Source organism: uncultured Marinococcus sp. (assembly GCF_947493875.1).
Classification (GTDB): Bacteria; Bacillota; Bacilli; order Bacillales; family Marinococcaceae; genus Marinococcus.
The window spans coordinates 189,592-211,961 of the sequence record NZ_CANLSU010000005.1 but is presented as its reverse complement, the minus strand read 5'-3'; the positions used below and the strand labels follow the sequence as shown (position 1 = coordinate 211,961).

The window sequence follows — 22,370 nt, the reverse complement described above, 5'->3', positions numbered from 1 at the left end:
GGATGGCGATGCGTATTGAAAAGCAGGCGGAAAGTCGGATGCGCGACGGAACCGTGCTGCGCGCAGACGTGTACCGCCCGGACGGGGACGGAAGCTGGCCGGCTCTTTTGCTCCGGCTCCCGTATGACAAAACGACCCGCCACTACCGGGAAACATTCGTTGATGCCGGGCGCCTGACAGCGGCCGGCTACGTGGTCGTTATTCAGGACGTGCGCGGCCGGTTTGCCTCCGACGGAGCGTTTTATCCATTTATATATGAAGCCGACGACGGCTATGATGCGGTGGAATGGGCGGCCCGTTTCCCGGGGGTGAACGGGAACGTCGGCATGATCGGTATGTCGTATCACGGCTTCACCCAGGTGGCAGCGGCTGCCGGACAGCCGCCGTCGCTGCAGGCAATAGCGCCGATGATGGCGTTTGCGGATGGCTGGAGCACGATGCGGGGGAGCCGGGGCGTGTTTGAGCTCGGCAAATGGCAGTCATGGGTCGCCGGGTCCATGCTTCCGGATCACCTGGAGCGGGTGGAAGGATACGCCGGCCCGGCACGTATCAGCGGGTATATTGAAGATCTGCCGGGCTGGCTCGGGAAAGGAGATCCGCTCACGTGGCCTCCGGTCACAGCTGCCGGCCTGCCGGGGTACTATAAAGACTTTCTGCTTGGAGACGTTTCTGCAGAAAGCAGGCAATACATGCAGGCAGCTCCGGAGAGCATTAATGTGCCGGCGCTGTTTCTGGCCGGATGGTACGACTGCTTTCTTGAAGAGACTATCGATTTGTATCAAAGAACGGCCGGGCCGGCGGAGCTCTGGATCGGTCCGTGGACGCACGAAGACCAGAGCGGCGAGGCAGGCGATGTGTTTTTCCCGGACGCCCGGATCGACTTGACCGGACTGTTTCTGCAGTGGTTTGACCGTTGGCTGAAGGACGAAAAAAAGCCGCCCCGGGACCCGGTGCACTATTACGTCATGCACGCCGGCGACTGGCGAAGCGGCGCGCAAACACCGGAGGGAGAGGCGGAGTCGGTGTTTTACCTGCACCCAGACGGCCTGCTGTCCGCGGAAGCACCGAAGCAGGAGGCGCCCGGCCGGCGAGCGCGGCATGATCCGGATCACCCGGTGCCGACTAGCGGCGGAAATATTTTAATGAGTGGATTTCCGGCGGGAAGCTTTGACCAGCAGGATATACAGGCGCGGAGCGACGTGCTGGTGTATACGGGTGCGCCGCTGCAAAGCGACTGGGAAATGCTCGGCACCGTGCAGGCGCACCTGCGGATGACATTGAGCCGCCCGGGCCTTCCGATCGGCCTGCGGATAAGCGATGTAAAGCCGGACGGGAGTGCATGGAACGTGGTGGATACTGTGCAGGCCGGGGAGCACACTATCGATATCGGCAGAACGGCGTACCGGTTTTCGGCGGGGAACCGATTGCGTCTGGAAATCTATTTAAGCAGTTTTCCGCGCATTGAAAGCGGGACGAGCCCCGACTGGGCGAAAATCCATGGTACCTCGCAGCTACACGTATCTGCCGGAACGTCTCCTGTTTTCCAGGATTGATGCATACATTTTCCGGTAGATGGGAATAGCGTAATACGCATTCCATATACTTAATAAGGAGGCGTATAAATATGGAACTATATAAAAACATTTTAATTGGCGTACACCCAACGACAGGAGCGCCGGAGCATGTCGTACAAAAAGGCTGTGATCTAGCCGAGCTTCACGGAGCGAACCTTTATTTAGCTGCGATGGTCGAGGAAAAAGGCTACGGCCCGTTTGCCCGCTATGAAGAGGATGTCTTAAAAAAAGCGGAAAAAGAAGCAACCGAAACACTTCACACAGTGAAGCAGAAAGCAGAGTCTCACGGGCACGGAAAGCTCGATGCGAAGCTGATTGTCGAGCACGGAGCTCCGACGCAGACGCTTCTGCAGCGGGTAGTGCCGGATTATCAGATTGATCTGGTGCTGCTCCCGCAGACGAGCAAGAATAAAATGGATCGTACGCTGATGGGCAGCTTCTCGGAAGCGGTCGTCCGTTCGGCCAGCTGCGATATATTGATCGTAGACAGCAAGGAAGAATAGAAGTATCCGCCGGAAGCCAGGGGCTTCCGGCTTTTCTTATAATAATTTGCATATTACATATTGATTTTAATAAGCAACTAAAGTACTGTGAATATATACCTAATATGCGGTCGGAATACTTGAATATTAATACGACAACGGGCGGTGGAGATCATGACGGAGAGGCTGATCAAAGACTTAAGGCCGGAGGACGTGTTGGAGGAGGATGTATATAAAGGAAACGCGCTGGCGTTGAAAAAGGGAATGGTATTAACGAAGGAATGGATCGATAAGCTGCAAAGGTGGGGAATTGAAAAAGTAGAAGTTCATCAGGCTGGTGAAGCGGCCGAACACAATCAGGAAGGAAAGCAGTTAAGTGATCAGGAATTAAAGCGTCTGTTTTTGGACAACGTGATTGGCCTCGGCAATGAATATCGGTTTGGTTTTGCACTGAATGATCTGCGCCGCTATGAATGGCTGGAAAATATGTTCTGCTCGGTAATGAAAATGCCAAAAGTAAAAACGCTGATGGACAAAATAAAGGAGTGGGACCTGTATACGTACCAGCACTCATTTGACGTGTTTATATTAGGAACTCTTCTGGCCTATGAGTTGGACTTTCCGAACATGAGAGAGATAGCGGTGGGCTGTCTGCTGCATGATGTGGGCAAGCTGAAGGTGCCACAGGAAATACTATGGAAAAATGGAGCTTTAAACGGCCAGGAAATGGGGATCGTTCAGGCACATACGCTGCATGGATACACGCTGCTTAAAGAGTGGGAATTTTCAGAACGCGTAGCGCTGATGGCTCTTGATCATCATGAGCGCTTGAATGGCAGGGGTTATCCCCGTGCTCTTGATGAGGAGAAGATACAGGAGCTGGCCAGATTGATTGGTGTGGTGGACATTTTTTCAGCATTATCACTCGATCGTCCGTACAGAGAAGCGCTGAGCCCCCATAAAGCCCTGCGCATTATTGTGAATGAAGAGAGTGTGGACATGAATTATGTGGCCCGGCTGTGTGAAAGCCTGGAAATTTTCCCGACAGGAGCCACGGTGGAGCTTTCAGACGACCGTATTGCCACAGTTATTAAAATTGATGATAAACTCCCAACCTTTCCTCTGCTTAAGGAAGAAGGCACATCAAAGGTGTTTTACGTGCCAACAAACCGCAAGCTCCGCATCAGGCGCATGCTGGTCAGGCAGCAGGCGGGGGATTAGCTGATCCTTTTCAGGGGCAGCTTTTTTTATTTCGAAGCTGCTGGCAGCTGTTATCATGGAAAAAAGCAAAACTCCTGTAATAGTTGGCAAAAAGGATTAGTAATAGAAGAAATAAATCAGCGTAAAGTCTATGCGCTTGAAGGGTCGGCATAAAGCAGCTGTAAGTCCCCAGTAATGGGAAAACTGCTGAAAATAAGAAAAACAGAGGAATTGTTACGGGAATTTATCAACCATTAGTAATAATTACATAGAAATTACAATGTAATTACAATTAACTAATAAGCTTGAAGTCCCCCATGCTGGTTCGTTATAGTTCTTGCTGTGAGAGAAATTCAAACAGTTGGGGGTATTCATATATGTTTTCTGTACGTCAATCGATGAAGTGGGCCGGTGGTTTCGCACTCGGAACAGGACTTATGGCAGCGGCACCGGCCGTGTCGGACGCAGCAGACTTATTAAATAAAGGAGACCGCGGGGACGATGTGTCCGAAGCACAGTCTGTTCTCGAGGATGAAGGCTATTACGATTACGCCGTAGACGGTATTTACGGGCCGATCACAGACAGCGCCGTACGCAGCTTCCAGCGTGATCAGGGACTCGTAGTGGACGGCATTATCGGACCGAACACCCGCGCAGCGCTCGATGACGTGGACGGCGGCGAAGCAGTGAAGGCAGCCTCTACATCCGAATCCTCTGAAAGCGAAAGCAGCAGCTCTTCAGAAGCATCCACCAGCAGCGATGCAGACAGCGGCGGTGAGACCATGACGATGGAAGCTACCGCCTACACGGCTGAATGTGCCGGCTGCAGCGGCATCACTGCAACAGGCGTTAACCTGAACAACGACCGCGACGCCAACGTAATTGCCGTAGACCCGGACGTGATTCCGCTTGGCTCCACCGTGAAGGTCGAAGGCATGGGCACGTATGAAGCAGCCGACACTGGCGGTGCGATCAATAACGACCGCATCGACATCCACGTACCGACGAAATCCGATGCTTATGCATTCGGGCGTCAGGACGTAGAAGTAACAGTAGTAGACTAATCAATGGATAAGCACTACCCGTCTTCCTCCTAAAGGAAGGCGGGTTTTTTACGGTCTGAGGCCATAAAAAAAAGAGCACCGCCAGTGCTCCTGTTAAACAGCCTTCATATAGAGCTGTGCGCCAACTTTATATTATTGAAGAAAATTTTCTGTTGCGGGCTTTGCTTACAGTGTTTTAATATCGGAGGATTCAAAGTCGTTTAAGCGGAACATGCAGTAGGCGAGGGTGAGAAATTCCGGCGTTGTCACGCAGGAATCCTGAATTTTATTGACGGAGGCTGAAACCTTCCAGCCGGAGTTTTTAAATGTAATCGTAGCGACAGTTGCTTTTTCGCACCGTACGATCAGCTGCTCATGGCGGGTCTGGTAGATTTCGAGCTGTTCATCATTAATGCTTCCCTTTACATGAAAACGAAAGTAAGGGAAAAATATCTGGTCGCGCAGTTCGATTTCCTTTTCTCCGCTGCATGGCTGAAACATATAATGGTAGCGGAGGCGCCGGTGCATCTTGCCTTTTTTCACACCCATGGCCATCCGCGTACGGCCGTAAGTATCCTTAAACCGGTAGGCGTCCCCGGTACGCATATGATCGGTGTTAACTTCGATGGATTTGGCGTCGGCACGCTCAAGCAGGCCGACGGTTTCCCCTCCGTGGTTGTAAACTGGAACTGAATTGCGGGAGGAAAAGAAAAGTATATCGTTAAAGATCCATTCCTGGTTCTGCATAGATGCTGTCCCCCCTTTATGGTTTGCGCGGCATGCGCGAAACCACCCCGCTGTTTTATCTATGTATGTGTACGCAGTCAAAAAGGCAGTCGTTTCACTTATCACTTTTTCCCTTTTTTTCCTTTGGGCAAACCCTGGTAAAGGAAACGACTGGAAACCATCTGAAAAATTATGCGATACTAAAGAAAAAGGAGGCTGAAAAATGATAACGGTAATTGAAGCATGGACCAGGGAGTTAGCAGCACGGGAGGAGGACGCAGCCGTTCTCACGAATCCGGCTGATATTTACTATGCGAGTGGCTTTTATTCGGATCCGCATGAACGGCTGTTGCTGCTTATTCTTTTTCAGGAGGGAGAGCCGGTGCTCGTCTGTCCGGAAATGGAAAGAGCGCTGGTGGAAAAAAGCGGGTGGCACGGAAGCATTGTTACCTACACGGACAGCGAGGATCCATGGGTAATTGTGAAAAAAGCACTTCACAGGCAGATGCCTAATCCTTTCCGGATGGCATTACAAAAAAACCATTTGTCCGTGGCCCGGTTCGAAAAGCTGCAGCAGATTTACCCGGGCGTCCACTACACAGACTTTGAGCACGTGGTTGTGAAGAGCCGCCAGGTGAAATCGCCGGAGGAGCTGAAGCAGATTCAGCACGCAGTGGATATTACTGAACGGGCGATTGAAACCGTTGCGGAAGGACTTTGGGAAGGAGTGACCGAACGGGAGGTCGTTCATCAGCTTGAAGAGGTGATGAAAAAGCAGGGAGCAGACGGGGCAGCGTTTGATACGATCGTCCTGTTCGGAGAAAAAAGCGCCTATCCGCACGGTGTTCCTTCAGAAGCCCGGCTGCAAAAAGGGGACCTGATTCTGGTGGATCTCGGTGCGCGGTACGGACGATTCTGCGCCGACATGACACGAACGTGGGTGTTCGGCGGAGCTGATGAAGTGACGCAGGAACGCCTGGAGCTCGTGTCGGAAGCGAAAGCAGCGGCGATAGATGCATGCCGTCACGGCGGAAGAATTGGGGACGTGGACAAAGCCGCCCGGGACGTGCTGACAGAAGCCGGCTTCGGCGATCATTTTATCACCCGTGTCGGTCACGGCCTCGGTATGGATGTGCACGAGGCACCGTCGATTCACGGCAGCAACGACGAACTGCTTGAAGCCGGGATGGTGCTTACCATTGAGCCGGGCATTTATATTGAAGGCTGGGGCGGCATCCGTCTGGAGGACGATGTGGTCGTCAGCGAACACGGCGGGGAGATCATGAACCGCCTCGGGACGCTGTTAAACATGTAGTACTCGATACACAAAAAGGGGGCCTGAGCGCTATTTATGCGCAGCAGGCCCCTTTCATCGTTTACGTACGACTGTACGTATCAATAAAAGCAGTCAGGGAACGGAACGTCTGCCGGGCGGCAGGCTGATCCATTTTAAATTGATATTCGTGTTCGACCGGTGTTTCATCCTTATCGTAAAAAATGTCCCGGACGGGTACGCGGCGGCTTAACAGAGCGGCGAGCCGGCGTCCCTGGGTATCGAAGGAGTTTTTATTGCCATCTGTAATAAAGGTCGGCGCGAATTTTTCCGGCGGGCGCTGCAGCATCGATATTTCCGTCAGTGCTGGAGCGTCCTCCCAGTTGTACGTGCCAATGTACGACCAGCCGATACGCTTGAACAGGAAGCGGTTGAACCAGCCGAGCGGTGCGCCGGCGATCTGACGAAGGTCATAAGGACCGCAGAAGAGCAGCACTCCTTTAATATAAATTGGATCAATATGCCGTCTTACCGGCACCCATGGGGAGTACCCCTCGTTCAGCTGGATGGCCGCATACTGGGAAACGATCTGTGCGCCCGCAGAGTCGCCGGCGAAAAAAATATTGGTCAGGTCGATGCCGTAGTCATCGGCGTGCCGTTTAATATAGCGGTACGCTTCATCCAGCTGGATTAATGGCGCCGGATAGGCGGCGGCCGGGGCGAGTGCGTAATTAATATTGATCACATTGTAGCCGGAGGCAGCCAGATAGGTGGCGTATTTGGAAGCATCCTGCTTGTCGCCTGCGACGTAAGCGCCGCCGTGCATCCAAAAAACGACCGGCGTTTTTTCTTCTTTTTTCGTTGTTAAAATGACATCCAGCCGCCCGTTACGGTATTGGGATTCGTAGTCAATATCCTGGTACTGGACCGTTTGTTCGGCTGCTTCGGCAAAGTCGGGGGCTTCAGTTTCAAGCCCGCCCTTAAAGGCCTGTTTTACGTACCAGGCGGCCGGCCGCGGTGAAAAGAATGCATAGGCAGCGGCTGCAGCGATCAGCCCGCAGGCGCCAAGGCCTGCCTGTTTGACTAGTTTGTGCATAAACATCTTCTCCTTGTGTAGGTTTTATAAACGTTAACTTCTACGTACGTTACTGTATTCCCTTCTAAAGAAAAATTTAGACATTTTATTATTCAAAAGAATGTTTGAATAAAAGAGTGAAAGTGGTATAATATAATCAAAAGATGATTTGAATATAGAAGGAAAGAAACAGGGAGGAGACACTATGTCGCATGAAGGACACAGCCATGATCATGGAACAACAAACCAAACGGCCCTGAAGTGGTCATTTATTTTAATTACTGTTTTTATGGTCATCGAAGTGATCGGGGGCCTGTGGACGAACAGTCTGGCGCTGCTTTCTGACGCAGGGCATATGCTGAGTGATTCAGCGGCGCTCGGCCTCAGCTTTGCAGCCATATGGTACGGCAGCCGCAGTGCGACCTCGTCGAAAACTTACGGCTACCGCCGTTTTGAAGTGCTGGCTGCATTTATTAACGGTCTCGCGCTGATGGTGATTGCCGTTTATATTACGTACGAGGGCATTCAGCGTTTAATGGATCCGCCGTCTGTGGTGAGCACGGGAATGCTCATCGTGGCCACCATCGGTCTGATCGTCAATATTGTGGTGGCCCGCATTCTTCACAGCGGAGACAATCATGAAAATTTAAACGTCCGGAGCGCGTTTCTGCACGTGCTTGGAGATCTGCTCGGCTCCGTCGGTGCCATTATAGCGGCGATTTTAATCATGCTGTTTGGCTGGAGCCTCGCCGACCCGATCGCAAGCATGATTGTTGCGTTGCTTGTCTTCATCAGTGGTCTGCGTGTGCTGCGGGACTCGGTGCACGTACTCATGGAAGGGGCGCCGGAGGGAATCGATACGAAGCAGATAAAAGAACAGCTGCTGACCGTCGATCATGTGAAGGATATCCACGATCTGCACGTCTGGTCGATCACGTCAGACTTCCCGGCTCTCAGCTGCCATTTGGTCGTTAAAGAAGGCACGAGCCAGCAGGAGGCGCTGAAAAATGCCAACGAGCTGCTGCACAGGGAGCACGGCATTCATCACACGACGATCCAGATCGACATGGAAAACCGCGACATCTGTGAGGATACGATCTGTAACTAAAAAAGCCGCCCCGGTGAAGGGCGGCGCATGAACCGGCCGTTATCAAACGGGCGGTTTCTTTTATTTAAAGGCACGCTTGAGCGCGTGGATAATCGTAGCCCACGCTTCGAGCGCGGTTTCTTCGTTCCCCATATGCGTAAATCCGTGGCTGGTCGCAGAAAATGGATAATGCTGCACCGCGACGCCGGCTTTTTCCAGGCGGCTCACGTACTGGGCCGCTTCTCTTGCGAGCGAATCGTATTCAGCAGTAATGACGAGCGCCGGGGGCAGGCCTTCGAGTTGTTCAGCATATAACGGCGAAACGTAAGGGTGACGGGCGTCCTGTGGTGTCTGCAGGTAGCTGTCGTTAAAAATCTGCGCAATATAAGGCGGAATGGCAGTGGAATACGACGGCTTTTCGTAGGGATCCGTCTGCAGGTCGAGGACGGGATAGTCAAGAATCTGCAGCTTCGGCAGCCTGTGGCCGGTATCACGCAGCATCATGCTCGCCGTGGCGGCAAGATTGCCCCCGGCGCTGTGGCCGCCGAGCACGTAGTTGTCCATCTGCAGCGAAAGGCGCCCGGCTTGCGCGGTCAGCCATTCGACAATTTCAAACACCTCAAGCACCGGAGCCGGGAAGCGGGTCTTTGGCGCCAGGTGGTAGTCAATGTTTACCACCACGCAGGAGACCTCAGCGGCAATGTATCTGCACCAGCCCGCATCTTCACCGGAGCTGCCCATCACAAAGCCCCCTCCGTGCAGATTGATATACACCGGAAGCTTTTTGGAAACGTCCGCGATCGGGTAATAAATATGTACCGGCGTGGCTCCAGGGGTCGTTTCGACCAGATAGGAGAAGGTGCTGACCGAATCAGCCGGAGGCGGGGTAATATACGACTGGGACTGCTGGCTGACGCGTTTTTGAAAAGAGCGCAGCATTGCTGCCTGCGTAGACGTTTTCCATTTGGCCATAAGTAACTGCTTCCTTTCCTGAAAAGTATTAAAAGACGTATTCCTGTTTTCAGGCAGAAATAAACAAAACACGCCTATGTGAGGCGTGCCCCGCTTTAAATTTCTTTTTCGCGTTGATATCCAAAGGCTTCAACAAGCAGCCAGATGCCGGTGAGAATGTGCATAAACATACCAACAATTGGAATATAGGCGACGACGGAAGTGATAATGCCCAGGATGTTGCCGGTTTTCTTTTGCTTATCATAGATAGACGCAATAAGAGCGATAATATGGGCAACAAGCATAATCTGCAGCGGCAGGTACCCTGTGCCGACAATGATGATTCCGCCGATAATCGGTATACCGAGAAACAGTTCAATCCCGCCGGTGACCCATTTGAGTATCCGGGACGTTTCCATGAATAGTTGCCTCCTTTTGGTGTGCGTATACTACTATACGTCCTTTCCCTGTAAAAGGTTTCGTTACGCATACAAACGTAAAAGGGCTGATTGCTATGGATAATAAAAAATCAATGTTAAAATAAAAAGAGTATATTATTATGTACCATTTTCCCCGTTAGACGCAGGAAGTGTTCTGCGTTCTTCAGTATCAATTCCCGACGCGCGCTTTCTGAAGCAGCGGTTTTCTTTTCCGCAGCCGGCGCGTATGCTCTCCTATCAGAACACCGTAAAACTATAAAACATAACGCATGCAAAGGCATGTGTCATGAAAGGAACGAAACATATTGGATTTTTTGGAAGCAAACGATGGAGTCGTTCTGCTTGTCGGTTTACTGCTGGTGGCCGGCATTGTTGTGGCTAAATTTTCGAACCGGCTCGGGCTGCCGGCCCTTGTGCTGTTTATTCTGATCGGCATGCTGATCGGAAGCGACGGCCTGGAAATCGTTTATTTTGATAATGCCGAAGTAGCCCAGCTGGTCGGTATATTTGCCCTCGTGATTATTCTGTTTGAGGGCGGACTTCAGACAAAATGGTCTACGGTGCGCCGGGTGGCGGTGCCGTCCATTTCGCTTGCGACCGCAGGCGTGGTAATTACTTCCCTGTGTGTGGGGGGTGCGGCGTACCTGCTGCTCGACTTTACCTGGTATGAAGCACTTCTTCTCGGGTCCATTGTCGGATCCACCGATGCGGCAGCCGTGTTTGCTGCTCTGAAGGAGAGAAATATTAAAGCCAAGCTCGGGGCAACACTTGAAGCCGAGTCGGGGACGAACGACCCGATGGCTGTTTTTTTAACAATATCTTTTATTGAACTGCTTACAAATGCGGATGCCAACATCTGGATGCTCATTCCGTCATTTTTCTGGCAGATCGGCGCCGGCATTATTCTGGGTCTGCTGTTCGGCCGCTTCGCTTCGTTTGCGATTAACCATATCGGCCTTGAATCAAGTGGTCTGTACCCGATCTTTTCGGTGGCCTTTGCGCTTCTGGCTTACAGTGTGACGGCGGCAGTTGGAGCGAGCGGGTTTTTGGCTGTATACATAGCTGCGCTTGTAATCGGCAACTCCGAGCTTACGTTCCGCTATTCGATCTTTCAGTTTAATGAAGGATTCGCCTGGATGAGTCAGATTCTGATGTTTATTATTCTCGGTCTGCTTGCTTTTCCAGGCCAGGTGTTTACGGCAGACGTGATGCTTGCCGGTATTGCGCTCTCCTTTGTTCTGATGTTTGTCGCACGGCCGCTCGCTGTCTTTATATCTACGGCATTTCTCGGCTATACAATGAAGGAGCGGACCTTTTTATCCTGGGCGGGGCTTCGCGGGGCGGTGCCGATCGTGCTCGCAACATTCCCTGTCGTCGCTGATCTTGACAATGCCCAGCTGATTTTTAACCTCGTATTTTTTATCGTATTGACGTCCGCGCTCATTCAGGGCTCAAGCATTTCCTACGTGGCGAAGCTGCTGCACCTGGTTGGCCCGAAAAAAGAAATACCGTACCACTCCATCGAGCTCGTCAGCATGGGATCGGCAAATGCGGAAATGGTGCAGTTTGAAGCGAGCGAGGAATCGGCGATTGTCGGAAAACAGCTGTATGAAATCAATTTTCCAAATGACGCGACTGTAAGCGCCATGGTGCGTAACGATGAACTCGTAACGCCAGGCGGAAACACCGAGATCCAGGAAGGGGACTTTCTGTACATTCTCGTATCCAGACAGCAAAAGGACGATCTGCGTCGCCTGTTGAATCGCAAGAAGCATCCGGAGCCTAAGACGACCTCGTAACGGCCTGCTGCCTTCCAGATGGAGGGCGGCTTTTTTGCGGGAAAAGAGGAAGCGTTTGCATGAAATTTATTAATACAGCAAGCTTTCATTCGTTTTCATTCGAGTCGATTTATATTAAGATAGAACACGTGCAGATTCAGGAAAATTATGAAAGAACCGAGGCGAGACAAATGTCTATTATTGATATAATAACGCCGGTGTTTATGATGACTGTATTGATAGCAATCGGTGTGATCACCTCTAAAGTGATTGATGTGTCGGTGGAAACGCGCCGTTTTATTTCCTTTGTAGCTATTAATTTCGCGCTTCCGGCCGTGATTATGTACAGCATCTTTCAGCTCGAGTTCAACAGCTCCACATGGTCGTCATTTGCAATGATCTACGCATGTGCGCTCGGGCTCACGTGGACAGGCATGGCTGTCGGCTACGGCGTTGGCCGTTTTTTTCATTATACAGACATAGAAGCGCGGCAGCTGGCAATTGTTGCGGGCTGCAGCAATTCGGGCTTTATCGGCATTCCGCTCATTACGATTTTGTTTGGTCCCGAAGCAGGGTCCTATGCAGCAGTCTATGATGCCGGCACGACGACGAGCGTATTTACTATTGGCATCCTGCTGTTAAAGCCGGGGCGGTTTTCGTTCAAACAGCTTACATCGATTTTAAACACGCCGTTTCTAACGCTTGTATGCTCTGTGCTGCTTGCATCTGCGGGATTGGTGCTGCCAATGATATTTCTTGAAACGGTAAATACCATTTCCGGACTCGCGGCTCCGCTTGCGATGATTTTGATCGGTCTGCTCATACCAACCATTACTTCAGCCAATTGGAAGATGGTGAAAACAGGGTACAAGCGTTTCATTGGCTCCGCTGTAATCGTAAAGGTGCTTGCCGTTCCAGCGGTCGCCTGTCTACTAGTATGGCTGCTTCCAATTCCGGAGATTCTCGGTAAAATTATTATTGTGCAGTCATCCATGCCGACCATCACGCTGGCAGCTGTGCTGTTTGAACGCTACGTGCACGGAAGGTCTAACCAGCTCGGGATTGTCGCATTAATCGCAACGACCATCTTCAGCCTGCTCATGCTTCCACTAACCGTATTCATTGCCCAGCAGATTGCCTGAGTAAAATTGAAGAACGCAAAAAAACACCGGAGCAGATCCGGTGTTTTTTGTATGGTTAATCTTCACCTTTTTTTATGGCGCGACCCTGAAGGTCGTATTCGCGGTAGCCGGTGTTAGCTTTAAATAGTACCTTGTCGTAACGCCCGGATTCCGCTTCCTTGGAAACAAGCGTACCGATCCAGCCGCCAAGAAAGCCGAGCGGTACGGATACGATCGCCGGGTTTGTGAGCGGAAAGATCGCCTGGGCGGCAATGAATGCGCTGCCGTCAGGGTTCATGACGTTCGGGCTGATAATTACCAGTCCGACGGAGCTGATCAGACCGACTGCAATCGCGGTAATCGCTCCATTCGTATTAAAGCGTCTCCAGTAAATCGTGTACACAATAACCGGCAGATTCGCGCTGGCGGCTACACAGAAGGCGAGTGCCACGAGAAAGGCAACGTTTAAGTTCTGCGCGAAAATCGCAAGTGCAATGGAAAGCACGGCCACTGTCAGTGAAGCAGTACGGGCTGCAACTACCTCCTCACGCTCGGTCACTTTGCCTTTTTTAACAATCTGTCCGTACAGGTCGTGGGCAAAGGCACTGGCTCCGGAAAGAACGAGGCCTGCCACAACGGCGAGAATCGTCGCGAAGGCTACGGCACAGACAAAGGAGAACAGCAGATCGCCGCCGAGAGCCTGGGCAAGAAGCGGTGCAGCCATGTTTCCGGCCGGGTTGGCAGCAATAATGTCGGAGCGGCCGACAAAAATGGCAGCGCCAAAGCCTAAACAGACCGTTAAGACGTAAAAGATACCAACAATCCATGTAGCTGTAACAACCGAACTACGGGCTGTTTTCGCGTCCTTTACAGTAAAGAAACGCATCAGAATATGTGGAAGACCGGCTGTACCAAGTACGAGTGCAATCATGAGGGATAAGGAGTCAAGCGGAAGCTTATCCTGCTGTCCCGGGTTCAGGAAATTAGTTCCGGCAGGTGTTGCCTGGCCAGCTTCCCGGAACATGGCAATGACGTTAAAGTTGAACTGCCATAAAACCATAATGGAAATGATCAGTGTACCAATCATCAGTAGTACAGCTTTGGTAATCTGCACCCAACTGGTGGCGGTCATGCCGCCAAACAGTACATAAATGGTCATCATAATGCCGACGAGAATAACGGCCCATGTGTATGGAAGCCCGAACAGAAGCTGGATTAATGCCCCCGCCCCGACGAGCTGGGCAATCATGTAAAAAATAACGATGGTGATGGTACTGAAGGCTGCGGCACCGCGAATTTTTTTAGCATCAAAGCGGGCGTTCAGCATATCAGCAAGTGTGTACTGGCCGAGGTTACGAAGCGGTTCAGCGACCACAAACATAACAACGAGGTAAGCTACTAAGTAACCAATGCTGAAAAGAAAGCCGTCAAAGCCGTATAGGGCAATGGCGCCGGCAATCCCTAAAAAGGAAGCGGCTGATAAGTAGTCCCCTGAAATCGCGAGGCCGTTCTGCCAGCCGGTCAGGCCGCCACCGGCGGTGTAAAAGTCACTGGCTGAGCTGGTTTTTTTCGCTGAAAAGTACGTAATAACGAGGGTAAGGCTGACAATTATAAGAAATAGTGTAATGACTGTTGCATTCATGAATGATCCCCCTTCGCCTTGCGTTCTTCTTCTTCGATGATTGCTTCGGCATCTTTATCAAATTTTGAGGATTTACGTACGTAAAGAATACAAAGCGTCCAGGTCATGGCAAACTGCGCAAACGCGAGTACCCATGCCCAGGTGATTGGTCCGATCGCCGAATTGTTCAGCACATCCGACGTAAGAATTAAAACCGGAAGAGCCAGGTAAAATAGCAGGAAGAACACCGTTAACGGTGCGATGAATTTTCTTTTTTTCGACATGAGGTTTTTAAAAGCAGGGTTTTCCACGGCCTCGGAATATTTCACTCCTCCGCCAGAGGTAAAGGTTTCGTTAGTCGTATCAGATTCTTTTTTGACAGCCACATTTTTTCCTCCTTTTTCAAATAAAGTTCAGTCAGCGCAAGTAAGATAAAAGTATCGGCAACAACGACATGCAGCAGAAAGGAAGGAGACAAATTAAACTTATAATATGAAAGCGCTTCCGTCAATCGAAAATGTCAGAAAAAATCCAAAATTGTTGCATAACAGTAGATGAGGAACACAAATTAGTTCAAAACTACTAGTTAATAATTCGGGTGATAAAAAATCTTTCATGAAAATAGGCTGGGACCGCGTTATTCGTTATAATAAGTCATGAACGAAAGGACGGGGTAAGTGTGTGGGAAGAACAGTTTGGGAGTGAAAAATGGCTCAAGCAGCAAATCGCTCAGTTGTACAACAGCGTGAACCAGGAGATGTATGATGTTGGAGTGAAAACGTTAAAGGTGGAGCTGTTACAGCACAAGTGCATTATTTTTGGGGAACACAAAAGAGTGCCCGCGCTGCGGGCGCTCGAACAGCGTAATGAAGCCCTGACCAGCCAGGTGGACGCGGCGCTGGTGGACGAATTTAAGAAGCGGCTGCATCAGTTGCTTGTCCAGGAGCTGGGCCTTCCGGTGCGTACTGTACTGAAGGATTTTGATCCTGTCTCCGGGGCTGCGGCGACCGTCATTTACCTGGAAGAAAAAAAGCGTTAGATTATATGACATTCTTCCTTACAAGCAGCCTGGATATAAGTAAAATAAATACAAACAGTTAAGAAGAGGATCTGCTGTAGACCGGCAGCTCTTCTCTTTCCATCCAGACGGAGGCTTGATTCCTGTTAGACGGGAATGAAGAGGCCGGAGAAACGCAGGAGCAGATACCTGTGCCTTTCTCCGGCTTTTTTTATAAAAGGAGCGAGATGCATGGACCATTTGCATGATATTATTCCGCAGCTTTCTGCAGATGAAAAACAAATAATGGCGACGATTACGAATGTGGAAGGATCGGCGTACCGCAAGGAAGGCACGGCCATGCTGCTGCAAACAGATGGAGATTCTATCGGCATGCTGAGTTCCGGCTGCCTTGAAGGGGACCTCCATCACCGGATTGACGACGTGCATGCTGAAGGTGCGCAGGTGGTTTCGTATGACATGAGGGGCTACGGAGAGCTTTCCTGGGGAGAAGGCACAGGGTGCAATGGAGTGATTGAAGTACTGCTGGAGCCGGTGACGGAAGAGCTGGCTGCGTCTATGCGCAGAATGCACGATGCCGTAAACCAGGGAGAAACAGTGCTGAGGTGGGCCACGACCGAAGGCAGCGGGTGGTTCATCCGCGGCGCGGAACCGGACGGACAGACAGTGCAGCTAGCCGGGCAGGCAGCTGCCATGAAGCGCGGAAGCGGCCGTTCTTCCATTTCAGACAGCCGGGGTGAAAAAATATTTGTCCAGACGATCCGCCCGAGGCCAAGACTGTTTGTTTTCGGCGCCGGACCGGATGCGCGTCCGCTCATGCAAATGGCGGTGCGCTGCCGATACGAGGTTACGGCTCTTGACTGGCGCCCGGCCGCTCTTGAGAAAGTAAAAAATGAGATTCCGGAGGCCAAAAGGGCACTCGGATACCCTCATGAATGGTGGGCAGAAACAGCGTTTCGCTCCGGAGACATGGCGGTGATTATGACTCATCATTTTGAAAGGGACAGGGAGGCGTTGATGCATCTTTTGCAGCAGCCAATGGCATATATCGGTGTACTCGGTTCAAAGACAAGAACAAAGCGCCTGCTGCAGACAGAGACTCTGCCGGAGATGGTTACAACTCCGATTGGTTTGTCCATTGGAGCAGAAGGGCCTGAAGAAATTGCGGTGAGCGTGATCAGCCAGCTGATAGCTCTTCAAAACGCCGTAAAAACCGGAGAGGTGATGGCATGAAAACAGCAGTGATTTATTTAGCAGCCGGGAAAAGCTCCCGCATGGGCCACAATAAACTCGAAAAACCGTGGAAAAATACGACGCTCGGAAGCAGTGCGCTGCAGCAGGTGCTAAAGAGCAGGGCAGAGGAAGTTATCGTCGTGACGAATCAGTCTGTATGGATAGATAACAGAATATTCGAACAAAACAAGCGGACGGTACGTCTGGCGGCCAGTCCGCAGGCTGTGAAAGGGCAGGCGTATTCCCTCCGGACGGGAGTGAACGAAGCGGTTCGTATCGGGGCAGAAGCGGCCCTCGTCGTACTCGCTGATCAGCCCGGCCTGAGAGCGGAGACGATCGACCGGTTAATAGCGCAGGCGAAAACGCAGACGTGCGATTTCACCGGTATATGGACCGGGCATCATTACCAGCCGCCTATGCTGTTTAAAAAACAGATGTTTGCTGCTCTGCAGAGCGTGGAGGGTGACCGCGGGGCCGCTTCTATTCTGCGGAAGGAGCACACGTGGACAGGAAGCCCGTACGTGGGCTTTCAGCAGCTCGAACAGCTTGACGTTGACACCGAGGAGGAATATAGATGGATGCTGCACACAAGCCAGTAACACCGGTGGTATGGATGCCCGAAACGGTGCAGGAAGCGTTTGCACTTTATCAGGAGCATTCCCCGGATGCGGAATGGATTGCCGGAGGCACATGGCGGCAGGTCGAGCGGGAAAAGGGAAAAGCGTTCGCCGGCAACGTGATTGTACTTGAGCGTATTTTCGGGCTTGCGTCCTGGCAGGAAGAAGAAAAGTACGTGCGTATCGGTGCCTGTATGACCCTCGAACAGTTAATAGAGGAGCCGGTCATTTCCCGGGAAATACTGGGGGAGGCGATGCGGCGGATTGCTGCTCCGGCTGTGCGCACGCGAGGCACTATCGGAGGCAACATTATGTACGGACACGGAGACATCCTGCCGGCGCTGATTGCGATGCAGGCGGAGCTTGAAATCTGGAACGGGGAGTCATATGCCCGTATTCCGGTGGAGGAAGCAGCTTCCTATGACGGTGTATTTTTATTAACGGCTGTGCTGCTGCCAAAAACGCCGGAAGCCGGGTCGGATGAATTGCATTTTTTTGAAAAAATCGGCCGCCGGGAAGCCTTCACCGCATCGCTTCTTGCTGTGAGCGGCTGCGTCCGCAGGCAGGAGAACGGAAGTGCATGGGCGAGGCTGGCGTTAGTAGGCGGAAAAGACGCCCCGGTGCGGCTTCGCCGTGCAGAAGCATGTGTGGCCGAACCAGGGTGGACTCCGGAAGCGTTCTTCGAAGCGCTTGCAGCTGATTATCAGCCGGAGGATGAACCATTTTCTTCAGGAAACTACCGTCTGCAGGCAGCCGCTCATTTATTTTTATCCCACCTGTGGCTCGACGGTAAGGCAGAAAAGGGAGGCGTGCATAAAACATGAAACAGCCAGAGCATCAGCGCCGGCCGGACGCTGCACCGAAGGTAACCGGATCCTTAAAATATTTAACCGACCGCTTTGAAGAAAATATGCTGATCGGAAAGGTGCTGCGAAGCGAGTACCCGCATGCCCGTATCAAAAATATCGATACGTCAGCGGCTGAAGCGGTTCCGGGTGTTCATGCGGTGCTGACCCATCATGACGTACCGGGGTTAAATCGCTTTGGTATCGTTATACCGGACCAGCCCGTATTTTGTGAAGACAAAGTACGCTATACAGGGGATGCAGTGGCCGCGGTGGCAGCAGAATCAGCGGAAGCGGCAGATCAGGCTCTGGCCGCTGTAGCAGTGGAATACGAGCCGCTGCCTGTGCTTGATGCGGTCGAAAAAGCGCTGGCTCCCGAAGCGGTGCAGCTGCATGAAGCTGGGAACATCCTGCATGAAGCTTCCTATACACGCGGGGATCTGCAGGAGGGCTTTGCGGAATGCACCTGTATTGTCGAAGAAACGTACCAGCTCCCCCGTCAGATGCACGGCTACATGGAAACAGAAGGCGGACTGGTTGTCCCGGAAAAAGACGGAGGCATTTCCGTATACATGGCTACGCAGCACGGATTTAAAGACCGCTTTCAGCTGTCGAGAATTCTGGACGCCCCGGAAGAGAAAATACGCATCATTTCGAGTCCGATCGGCGGATCATTTGGCGGCAAGGATGAGCTGAATCTGCAGCCTTACGGAGCAATGCTGGCACTGAAAACAGGCCGTCCTGTCCGGCTGCACAACACCCGGGAGGAGTCGGTGCGGGCAGGATTGAAGCGACACCCGATGGCGATTACGATGCGGACCGGAGCAGATGCAGGCGGCCGCGTCCTGGCGCATGAAACGACAATTCATGCGGATACTGGGGCTTATGCCACACTTGGTCCGGCGATTCTGGAATTTGCTGTTGAGCATGCAAGCGGGCTGTATCCGATCCCAAACATTACGACCACCGGAGTTTCCGTGTTCACCAATAACGGTGTTGCCGGTGAGTTTCGCGGGTTTGGCGGCAATCAGGTCACGTTTGCGCTTGAGGGGCAGATGGACCGGCTGGCTGAAAAGCTTGAAATGAAGGGAACGGAGCTGCGTGCCAGAAATATGAGGAAGCCCTCCGATGCCGGTCCGCTCGGCCAGGGAATTGCTCCGACGGATGGCGGACAGATGATACTTGAAGATGTCACCGCCTGGCAGCAGCTGCCGCTGAGTAACACAGAAGAAACTCCGTGGGTGAAAAATGGCCGGGGAGGCGCGGTCTCGATGCATGGAGGCGGTCTTGGCTACGGACGGCTGGATCCTTCCGGCGGGCGGCTTGCCCTCACAAAGGAAGGAAAGCTTGAAGCTGCTTTCGGATTTGAAGAATGCGGCCAGGGCATTGTAGCGGTAATTGAAAAGGTGATGAAGGACACATTTTCCTGCAAAAAAGAGGATATAGAAATTACGATCGGTGATACGAACAAAGTGCCGGTCTCGGGGTCAACGACCGCTTCACGCGGAACGAGCATGGTTTGGACAGCGGTGGAAAATATGAAGGCATCCTTTCGCAGACAGCTGCTGGCAGAAGCATCGAGAGTGACCGGGACGCCCTCAACGGATTTATATCTGGGGGCAGGTGGTGTCCATAAAAGAGGAACAGAGCCCTCGCTCTTTTTAAGCTACAGGGCGCTGGCGGAATATGTACAGGACGGGGACATTGAAACGCACACGTCGTTTGATTTTCCGGTGACGCCGGATGAAATTGACTCCGGTCATTATTTGTACTCCTTCGGCGGCGTAAGCGCAGAGGTGGAGGTGAATCTTTTAACCGGCACCATACGGGTGCTTGATTTGAAACAGTCTGTGTCTGCCGGCCCAGTCATGTATCCGCAGGGGTACAGAGGACAGATTGAAGGCGGCGGCATCATGGCTCTTGGGTACACGTTAATGGAGGATGCTGTGATGGACGGAGGTCACTATCAGACGGAAAATTTCGATACGTATCTGATGCCGGGAATAAAGGACCTGCCGGATCATGTGACGGTCAAGCCGCGTGAAGAAGTGATGGAAGGGGATATTCACGGACCGAGGGGTGTTGGGGAAATAGGGACAATTGCGGTGGCGCCGGCCATTGCGGAAGCAGTTTACCAGGCCATTGGGGCCCGGCCGGCAAAGCTTCCTGTTTCCAGAGAATGGGTACTGCAACAGATTCAGCAAAGGGGGCTTCTGCCTTGGAACAAACCAGAAAAGATTCCCGGGGCATAGAGCACCGGGAGGGCAGGTATGCGTGCACCTTCCGCGTCAACGGGGAAGAGGTGACTGTCGCTGCTTCTCCCATGGACCGGGTTGTCGATCTTTTAAGAGACCAGCTGCATGAAACAGGCACGAAAATTTCCTGCGGTATCGGCCGGTGCGGAGCTTGTTCGATCTGGGTGGATGGCCGGCTTACAAGCTCCTGTCTGCTGCTTGCCTACCAGGTGGAAGGCAAAGAAGTAACGACCATCGAGGGCATGGGTACAGAGGAGCGCTGCAGTATAGTACAGGAAGCATTTATGAACGAAGGAGGCTTTCAGTGCGGCTACTGTACGCCGGGCATGATTATGGCCGCGGAGTCGCTTCTGAGGCACACACCGGACCCGGATGATGAAGAAATCCGGGAGGGGCTGGCCGGCAACATATGCAGGTGTACCGGCTACAGTGGTATTATCCGGGCGGTAAAAGCTGCGGCCGCCAATCTTCAGCAATAAATCAGCCCCGGGCTTTTTACATAGCGAAGGGCGGCTGAAACACCATACAAAAAGCCGGCGCTCACAAGCTTGCCGGCTTCCCCCTGTTATATCTTTATTTATGTTACTTTCCGGAGTGGTACGACGGTTTTGTGCCTTCGTGACACGGTGTCATAGGCCTGCAAAAGTCTTCGCATCACTTCCACTTTTTTCTCCGAGTCGACGCCCTGATCCAGAATCGTACGGGATAAATCCATGAAGCTCCGATGCGGATCATCAGAAGACTCAAGCAATTCCACGTAAAGCGTCTCATTTTTCTCCGACACTGCCATTCGCCCCCTTAACACTTTTTACACCATTGTCGAAAGGAAAAGTTCGTTACAACCACCGTACCACGATACAAATATGGAAGAAATCCTAAATAAGTAACAATTCTAATTACAGATACCTCACCTGAGAGGTTTACAGTCTGATAAGAAAGATAGCAAATACATCACAAATTTGGAATTTACAATAAAATACATGCTTTAAATGCTTTAGTATCAACACTTCACTGTTTTAGAAGAAAATGGAACGCGGTAATGATAAAAAACGGGGACCGGTAGCGAGGTCCCGCTTTCAAGAATAAAGACCTATCTTTTATCGATCTCTCCAAAAAGAACTTCGACGTGTAGATAAAGGGTGAAAGTGCTGCTGTGTAAGTAATTGTTAGCCATCGTAATAAAATAATGGTGAAAAAAGTATTAAATATGTATTTAAAAGGACTATTTACCTGTTTTTGTCTCTCCTTTTATCGAAAAAATCATTAGAGGGAGATTTTTTACCGGATTTTGTCTAAAAAAGAACTATTTAGTTAAAACGTGCAAAAAAATTACATGCTTTATTGCCATAGAAGAGAAAGCCATCAAAGGATGGTTCCGGAAGCAAAGCCCTTCAACGAAAGCATTTATATAAAAGATACATACAGTTATACTTAGTAATTAAAACATATGAATACATATAAAGAGTTAATTTCATCTTAATAGGTTTTTTCGCTTCCCAACCGAAATAACGAGTGCTAAAATATTTTTTGTGTGAAATTTTTGGTAGGGAAGGGGGAGAAATAATGGAATACATCTCGATGGCTTCGCTGGCCTGGTTTATGGGGTTTTTTCCACTGTTTGAAATTTACATTGCTGTACCTGTAGCAATGGGAGCGGGATTTGATCCCGTATCGGCTGTCTTGTGGGCGGCTGTAGGAAACTTCATGGCGGTGCCGACCGTAACGCTTTTTTACCGCCAGCTCGAGAGAGTCAGCTTCTTCTCCAACTGGATGGAAAAACTGGCTGCCAACCGGTTCCGTAGTAAAATTGAGCAGTACGGAGGATGGGTTATCCTGCTGCTTACGCCGATTGCGGGTGTCTGGGCCATTTCCGTGATTGCCAAAGCCATTGGTATGTCAAAGCGGACATTATTTCTCTCCACCGGTACGAGTATTCTAATTTACGGTATTGCTATTGCCGGGTCGATACAGCTTGGACTCGGCTGGTTTTAATATATGACGGCGCAAAAAGCCGGCAGCACGCAAAATGAT

At 51.4% G+C, this 22,370-nt stretch carries 22 protein-coding genes; 15 read left to right on the top strand and 7 right to left on the bottom strand.

The genetic code is table 11. From position 1 onward, the window contains the following. Positions 1–8: 8 nt before the first annotated feature. The 4 genes from Q0757_RS11505 (at position 9) to Q0757_RS11490 (ending at position 4,320) form a co-directional block, all read left to right on the top strand. Entirely contained in the window at positions 9–1,553 is a 1,545-nt protein-coding gene (locus Q0757_RS11505; protein WP_298787442.1) for a CocE/NonD family hydrolase, read from the top strand. 71 nt (positions 1,554–1,624) lie between these two features. Further along, a complete protein-coding gene (locus Q0757_RS11500; protein WP_298787440.1) occupies positions 1,625–2,077 on the top strand; it encodes a universal stress protein in 453 nt (150 codons plus the stop codon). Positions 2,078–2,230: 153 nt separating this feature from the next. Then, positions 2,231–3,277, top strand: coding sequence for an HD-GYP domain-containing protein (locus Q0757_RS11495; protein WP_298787438.1), 1,047 nt, complete (start codon positions 2,231–2,233; stop codon positions 3,275–3,277). Positions 3,278–3,633: 356 nt separating this feature from the next. Then, positions 3,634–4,320, top strand: a complete 687-nt coding sequence (locus tag Q0757_RS11490) for a peptidoglycan-binding protein (RefSeq protein ID WP_298787436.1) — start codon at positions 3,634–3,636, stop codon at positions 4,318–4,320. A 165-nt stretch (positions 4,321–4,485) separates the two neighbouring features. Here Q0757_RS11490 and Q0757_RS11485 read toward each other — a convergent pair whose 3' ends face one another. Further along, the gene (locus Q0757_RS11485) at positions 4,486–5,046 is read right to left on the bottom strand and encodes a hypothetical protein (RefSeq protein ID WP_298787434.1); all 561 of its coding nucleotides are present in this window, start codon (positions 5,044–5,046) and stop codon (positions 4,486–4,488) included. A 202-nt stretch (positions 5,047–5,248) separates the two neighbouring features. Here Q0757_RS11485 and Q0757_RS11480 point away from each other — a divergent pair, with 202 nt between their 5' ends. Then, positions 5,249–6,340, top strand: a complete 1,092-nt coding sequence (locus Q0757_RS11480) for a Xaa-Pro peptidase family protein (RefSeq protein ID WP_298787432.1) — start codon at positions 5,249–5,251, stop codon at positions 6,338–6,340. Between the two features lie 61 nt (positions 6,341–6,401). Here Q0757_RS11480 and Q0757_RS11475 read toward each other — a convergent pair whose 3' ends face one another. After that, positions 6,402–7,394 (bottom strand): alpha/beta hydrolase, encoded by a 993-nt coding sequence (locus Q0757_RS11475; protein ID WP_298787430.1) that lies wholly within the window; start codon positions 7,392–7,394, stop codon positions 6,402–6,404. Positions 7,395–7,578: 184 nt separating this feature from the next. Between Q0757_RS11475 and Q0757_RS11470 the strand changes: the two genes are divergently transcribed. Then, entirely contained in the window at positions 7,579–8,481 is a 903-nt protein-coding gene (locus Q0757_RS11470) for a cation diffusion facilitator family transporter (RefSeq protein ID WP_298787428.1), read from the top strand. Between the two features lie 60 nt (positions 8,482–8,541). Here the strand turns inward: Q0757_RS11470 and Q0757_RS11465 are convergent, their stop codons facing one another. Then, a complete protein-coding gene (locus Q0757_RS11465) occupies positions 8,542–9,432 on the bottom strand; it encodes an alpha/beta hydrolase (RefSeq protein ID WP_298787426.1) in 891 nt (296 codons plus the stop codon). A gap of 95 nt (positions 9,433–9,527) precedes the next feature. Next, positions 9,528–9,830 (bottom strand): hypothetical protein, encoded by a 303-nt coding sequence (locus Q0757_RS11460; protein ID WP_298787424.1) that lies wholly within the window; start codon positions 9,828–9,830, stop codon positions 9,528–9,530. A gap of 323 nt (positions 9,831–10,153) precedes the next feature. On the opposite strand from Q0757_RS11460, the gene Q0757_RS11455 reads away from it, so the two are divergent. Together Q0757_RS11455 and Q0757_RS11450 are read left to right on the top strand one after the other, a co-directional pair. Continuing rightward, on the top strand, positions 10,154–11,650 hold the full coding sequence (locus tag Q0757_RS11455; RefSeq protein WP_298787602.1) for a potassium/proton antiporter: 1,497 nt from the start codon (positions 10,154–10,156) through the stop codon (positions 11,648–11,650). 59 nt (positions 11,651–11,709) lie between these two features. Continuing rightward, on the top strand, positions 11,710–12,771 hold the full coding sequence (locus Q0757_RS11450) for an AEC family transporter (RefSeq protein ID WP_298787422.1): 1,062 nt from the start codon (positions 11,710–11,712) through the stop codon (positions 12,769–12,771). Positions 12,772–12,826: 55 nt separating this feature from the next. On the opposite strand, the gene Q0757_RS11445 is transcribed toward Q0757_RS11450, so the two are convergent. Both Q0757_RS11445 and Q0757_RS11440 read right to left on the bottom strand, forming a co-directional pair. Beyond that, positions 12,827–14,392 (bottom strand): cation acetate symporter, encoded by a 1,566-nt coding sequence (locus tag Q0757_RS11445; protein WP_298787419.1) that lies wholly within the window; start codon positions 14,390–14,392, stop codon positions 12,827–12,829. Beyond that, entirely contained in the window at positions 14,389–14,700 is a 312-nt protein-coding gene (locus tag Q0757_RS11440) for a DUF485 domain-containing protein (RefSeq protein ID WP_298787600.1), read from the bottom strand. Before Q0757_RS11440 ends, Q0757_RS11445 begins: the two co-directional genes overlap by 4 nt. Before the next feature lie 350 nt (positions 14,701–15,050). On the opposite strand from Q0757_RS11440, the gene Q0757_RS11435 reads away from it, so the two are divergent. From Q0757_RS11435 to Q0757_RS11410, 6 genes are all read left to right on the top strand, one after another. After that, positions 15,051–15,410 (top strand): Na-translocating system protein MpsC family protein, encoded by a 360-nt coding sequence (locus Q0757_RS11435; protein ID WP_298787416.1) that lies wholly within the window; start codon positions 15,051–15,053, stop codon positions 15,408–15,410. A 210-nt stretch (positions 15,411–15,620) separates the two neighbouring features. Beyond that, the gene (locus Q0757_RS11430; RefSeq protein ID WP_298787414.1) at positions 15,621–16,622 is read left to right on the top strand and encodes an XdhC family protein; all 1,002 of its coding nucleotides are present in this window, start codon (positions 15,621–15,623) and stop codon (positions 16,620–16,622) included. Then, positions 16,619–17,221 carry a nucleotidyltransferase family protein gene (locus Q0757_RS11425; RefSeq protein ID WP_298787412.1) on the top strand — a complete coding sequence of 201 codons (603 nt, stop codon included), beginning with the start codon at positions 16,619–16,621 and terminating at the stop codon, positions 17,219–17,221. Before Q0757_RS11430 ends, Q0757_RS11425 begins: the two co-directional genes overlap by 4 nt. Then, positions 17,197–18,063 (top strand): xanthine dehydrogenase family protein subunit M, encoded by an 867-nt coding sequence (locus tag Q0757_RS11420; RefSeq protein WP_298787410.1) that lies wholly within the window; start codon positions 17,197–17,199, stop codon positions 18,061–18,063. The genes Q0757_RS11425 and Q0757_RS11420 overlap by 25 nt, the downstream gene beginning before the upstream one ends. After that, complete coding sequence (pucD, locus tag Q0757_RS11415) at positions 18,060–20,336, top strand: xanthine dehydrogenase subunit D (protein ID WP_298787408.1); 2,277 nt, start codon at positions 18,060–18,062, stop codon at positions 20,334–20,336. Before Q0757_RS11420 ends, pucD begins: the two co-directional genes overlap by 4 nt. Continuing rightward, positions 20,303–20,818: a (2Fe-2S)-binding protein gene (locus Q0757_RS11410; protein WP_298787406.1), complete on the top strand. Its 516-nt coding sequence runs from the start codon at positions 20,303–20,305 to the stop codon at positions 20,816–20,818. The genes pucD and Q0757_RS11410 overlap by 34 nt, the downstream gene beginning before the upstream one ends. Positions 20,819–20,916: 98 nt before the next feature. On the opposite strand, the gene Q0757_RS11405 is transcribed toward Q0757_RS11410, so the two are convergent. Beyond that, complete coding sequence (locus Q0757_RS11405; protein WP_298787404.1) at positions 20,917–21,123, bottom strand: hypothetical protein; 207 nt, start codon at positions 21,121–21,123, stop codon at positions 20,917–20,919. A gap of 779 nt (positions 21,124–21,902) precedes the next feature. Here Q0757_RS11405 and Q0757_RS11400 point away from each other — a divergent pair. After that, positions 21,903–22,331, top strand: coding sequence for a small multi-drug export protein (locus Q0757_RS11400; RefSeq protein WP_298787402.1), 429 nt, complete (start codon positions 21,903–21,905; stop codon positions 22,329–22,331). The last annotated feature ends 39 nt before the right edge of the window (positions 22,332–22,370 follow it).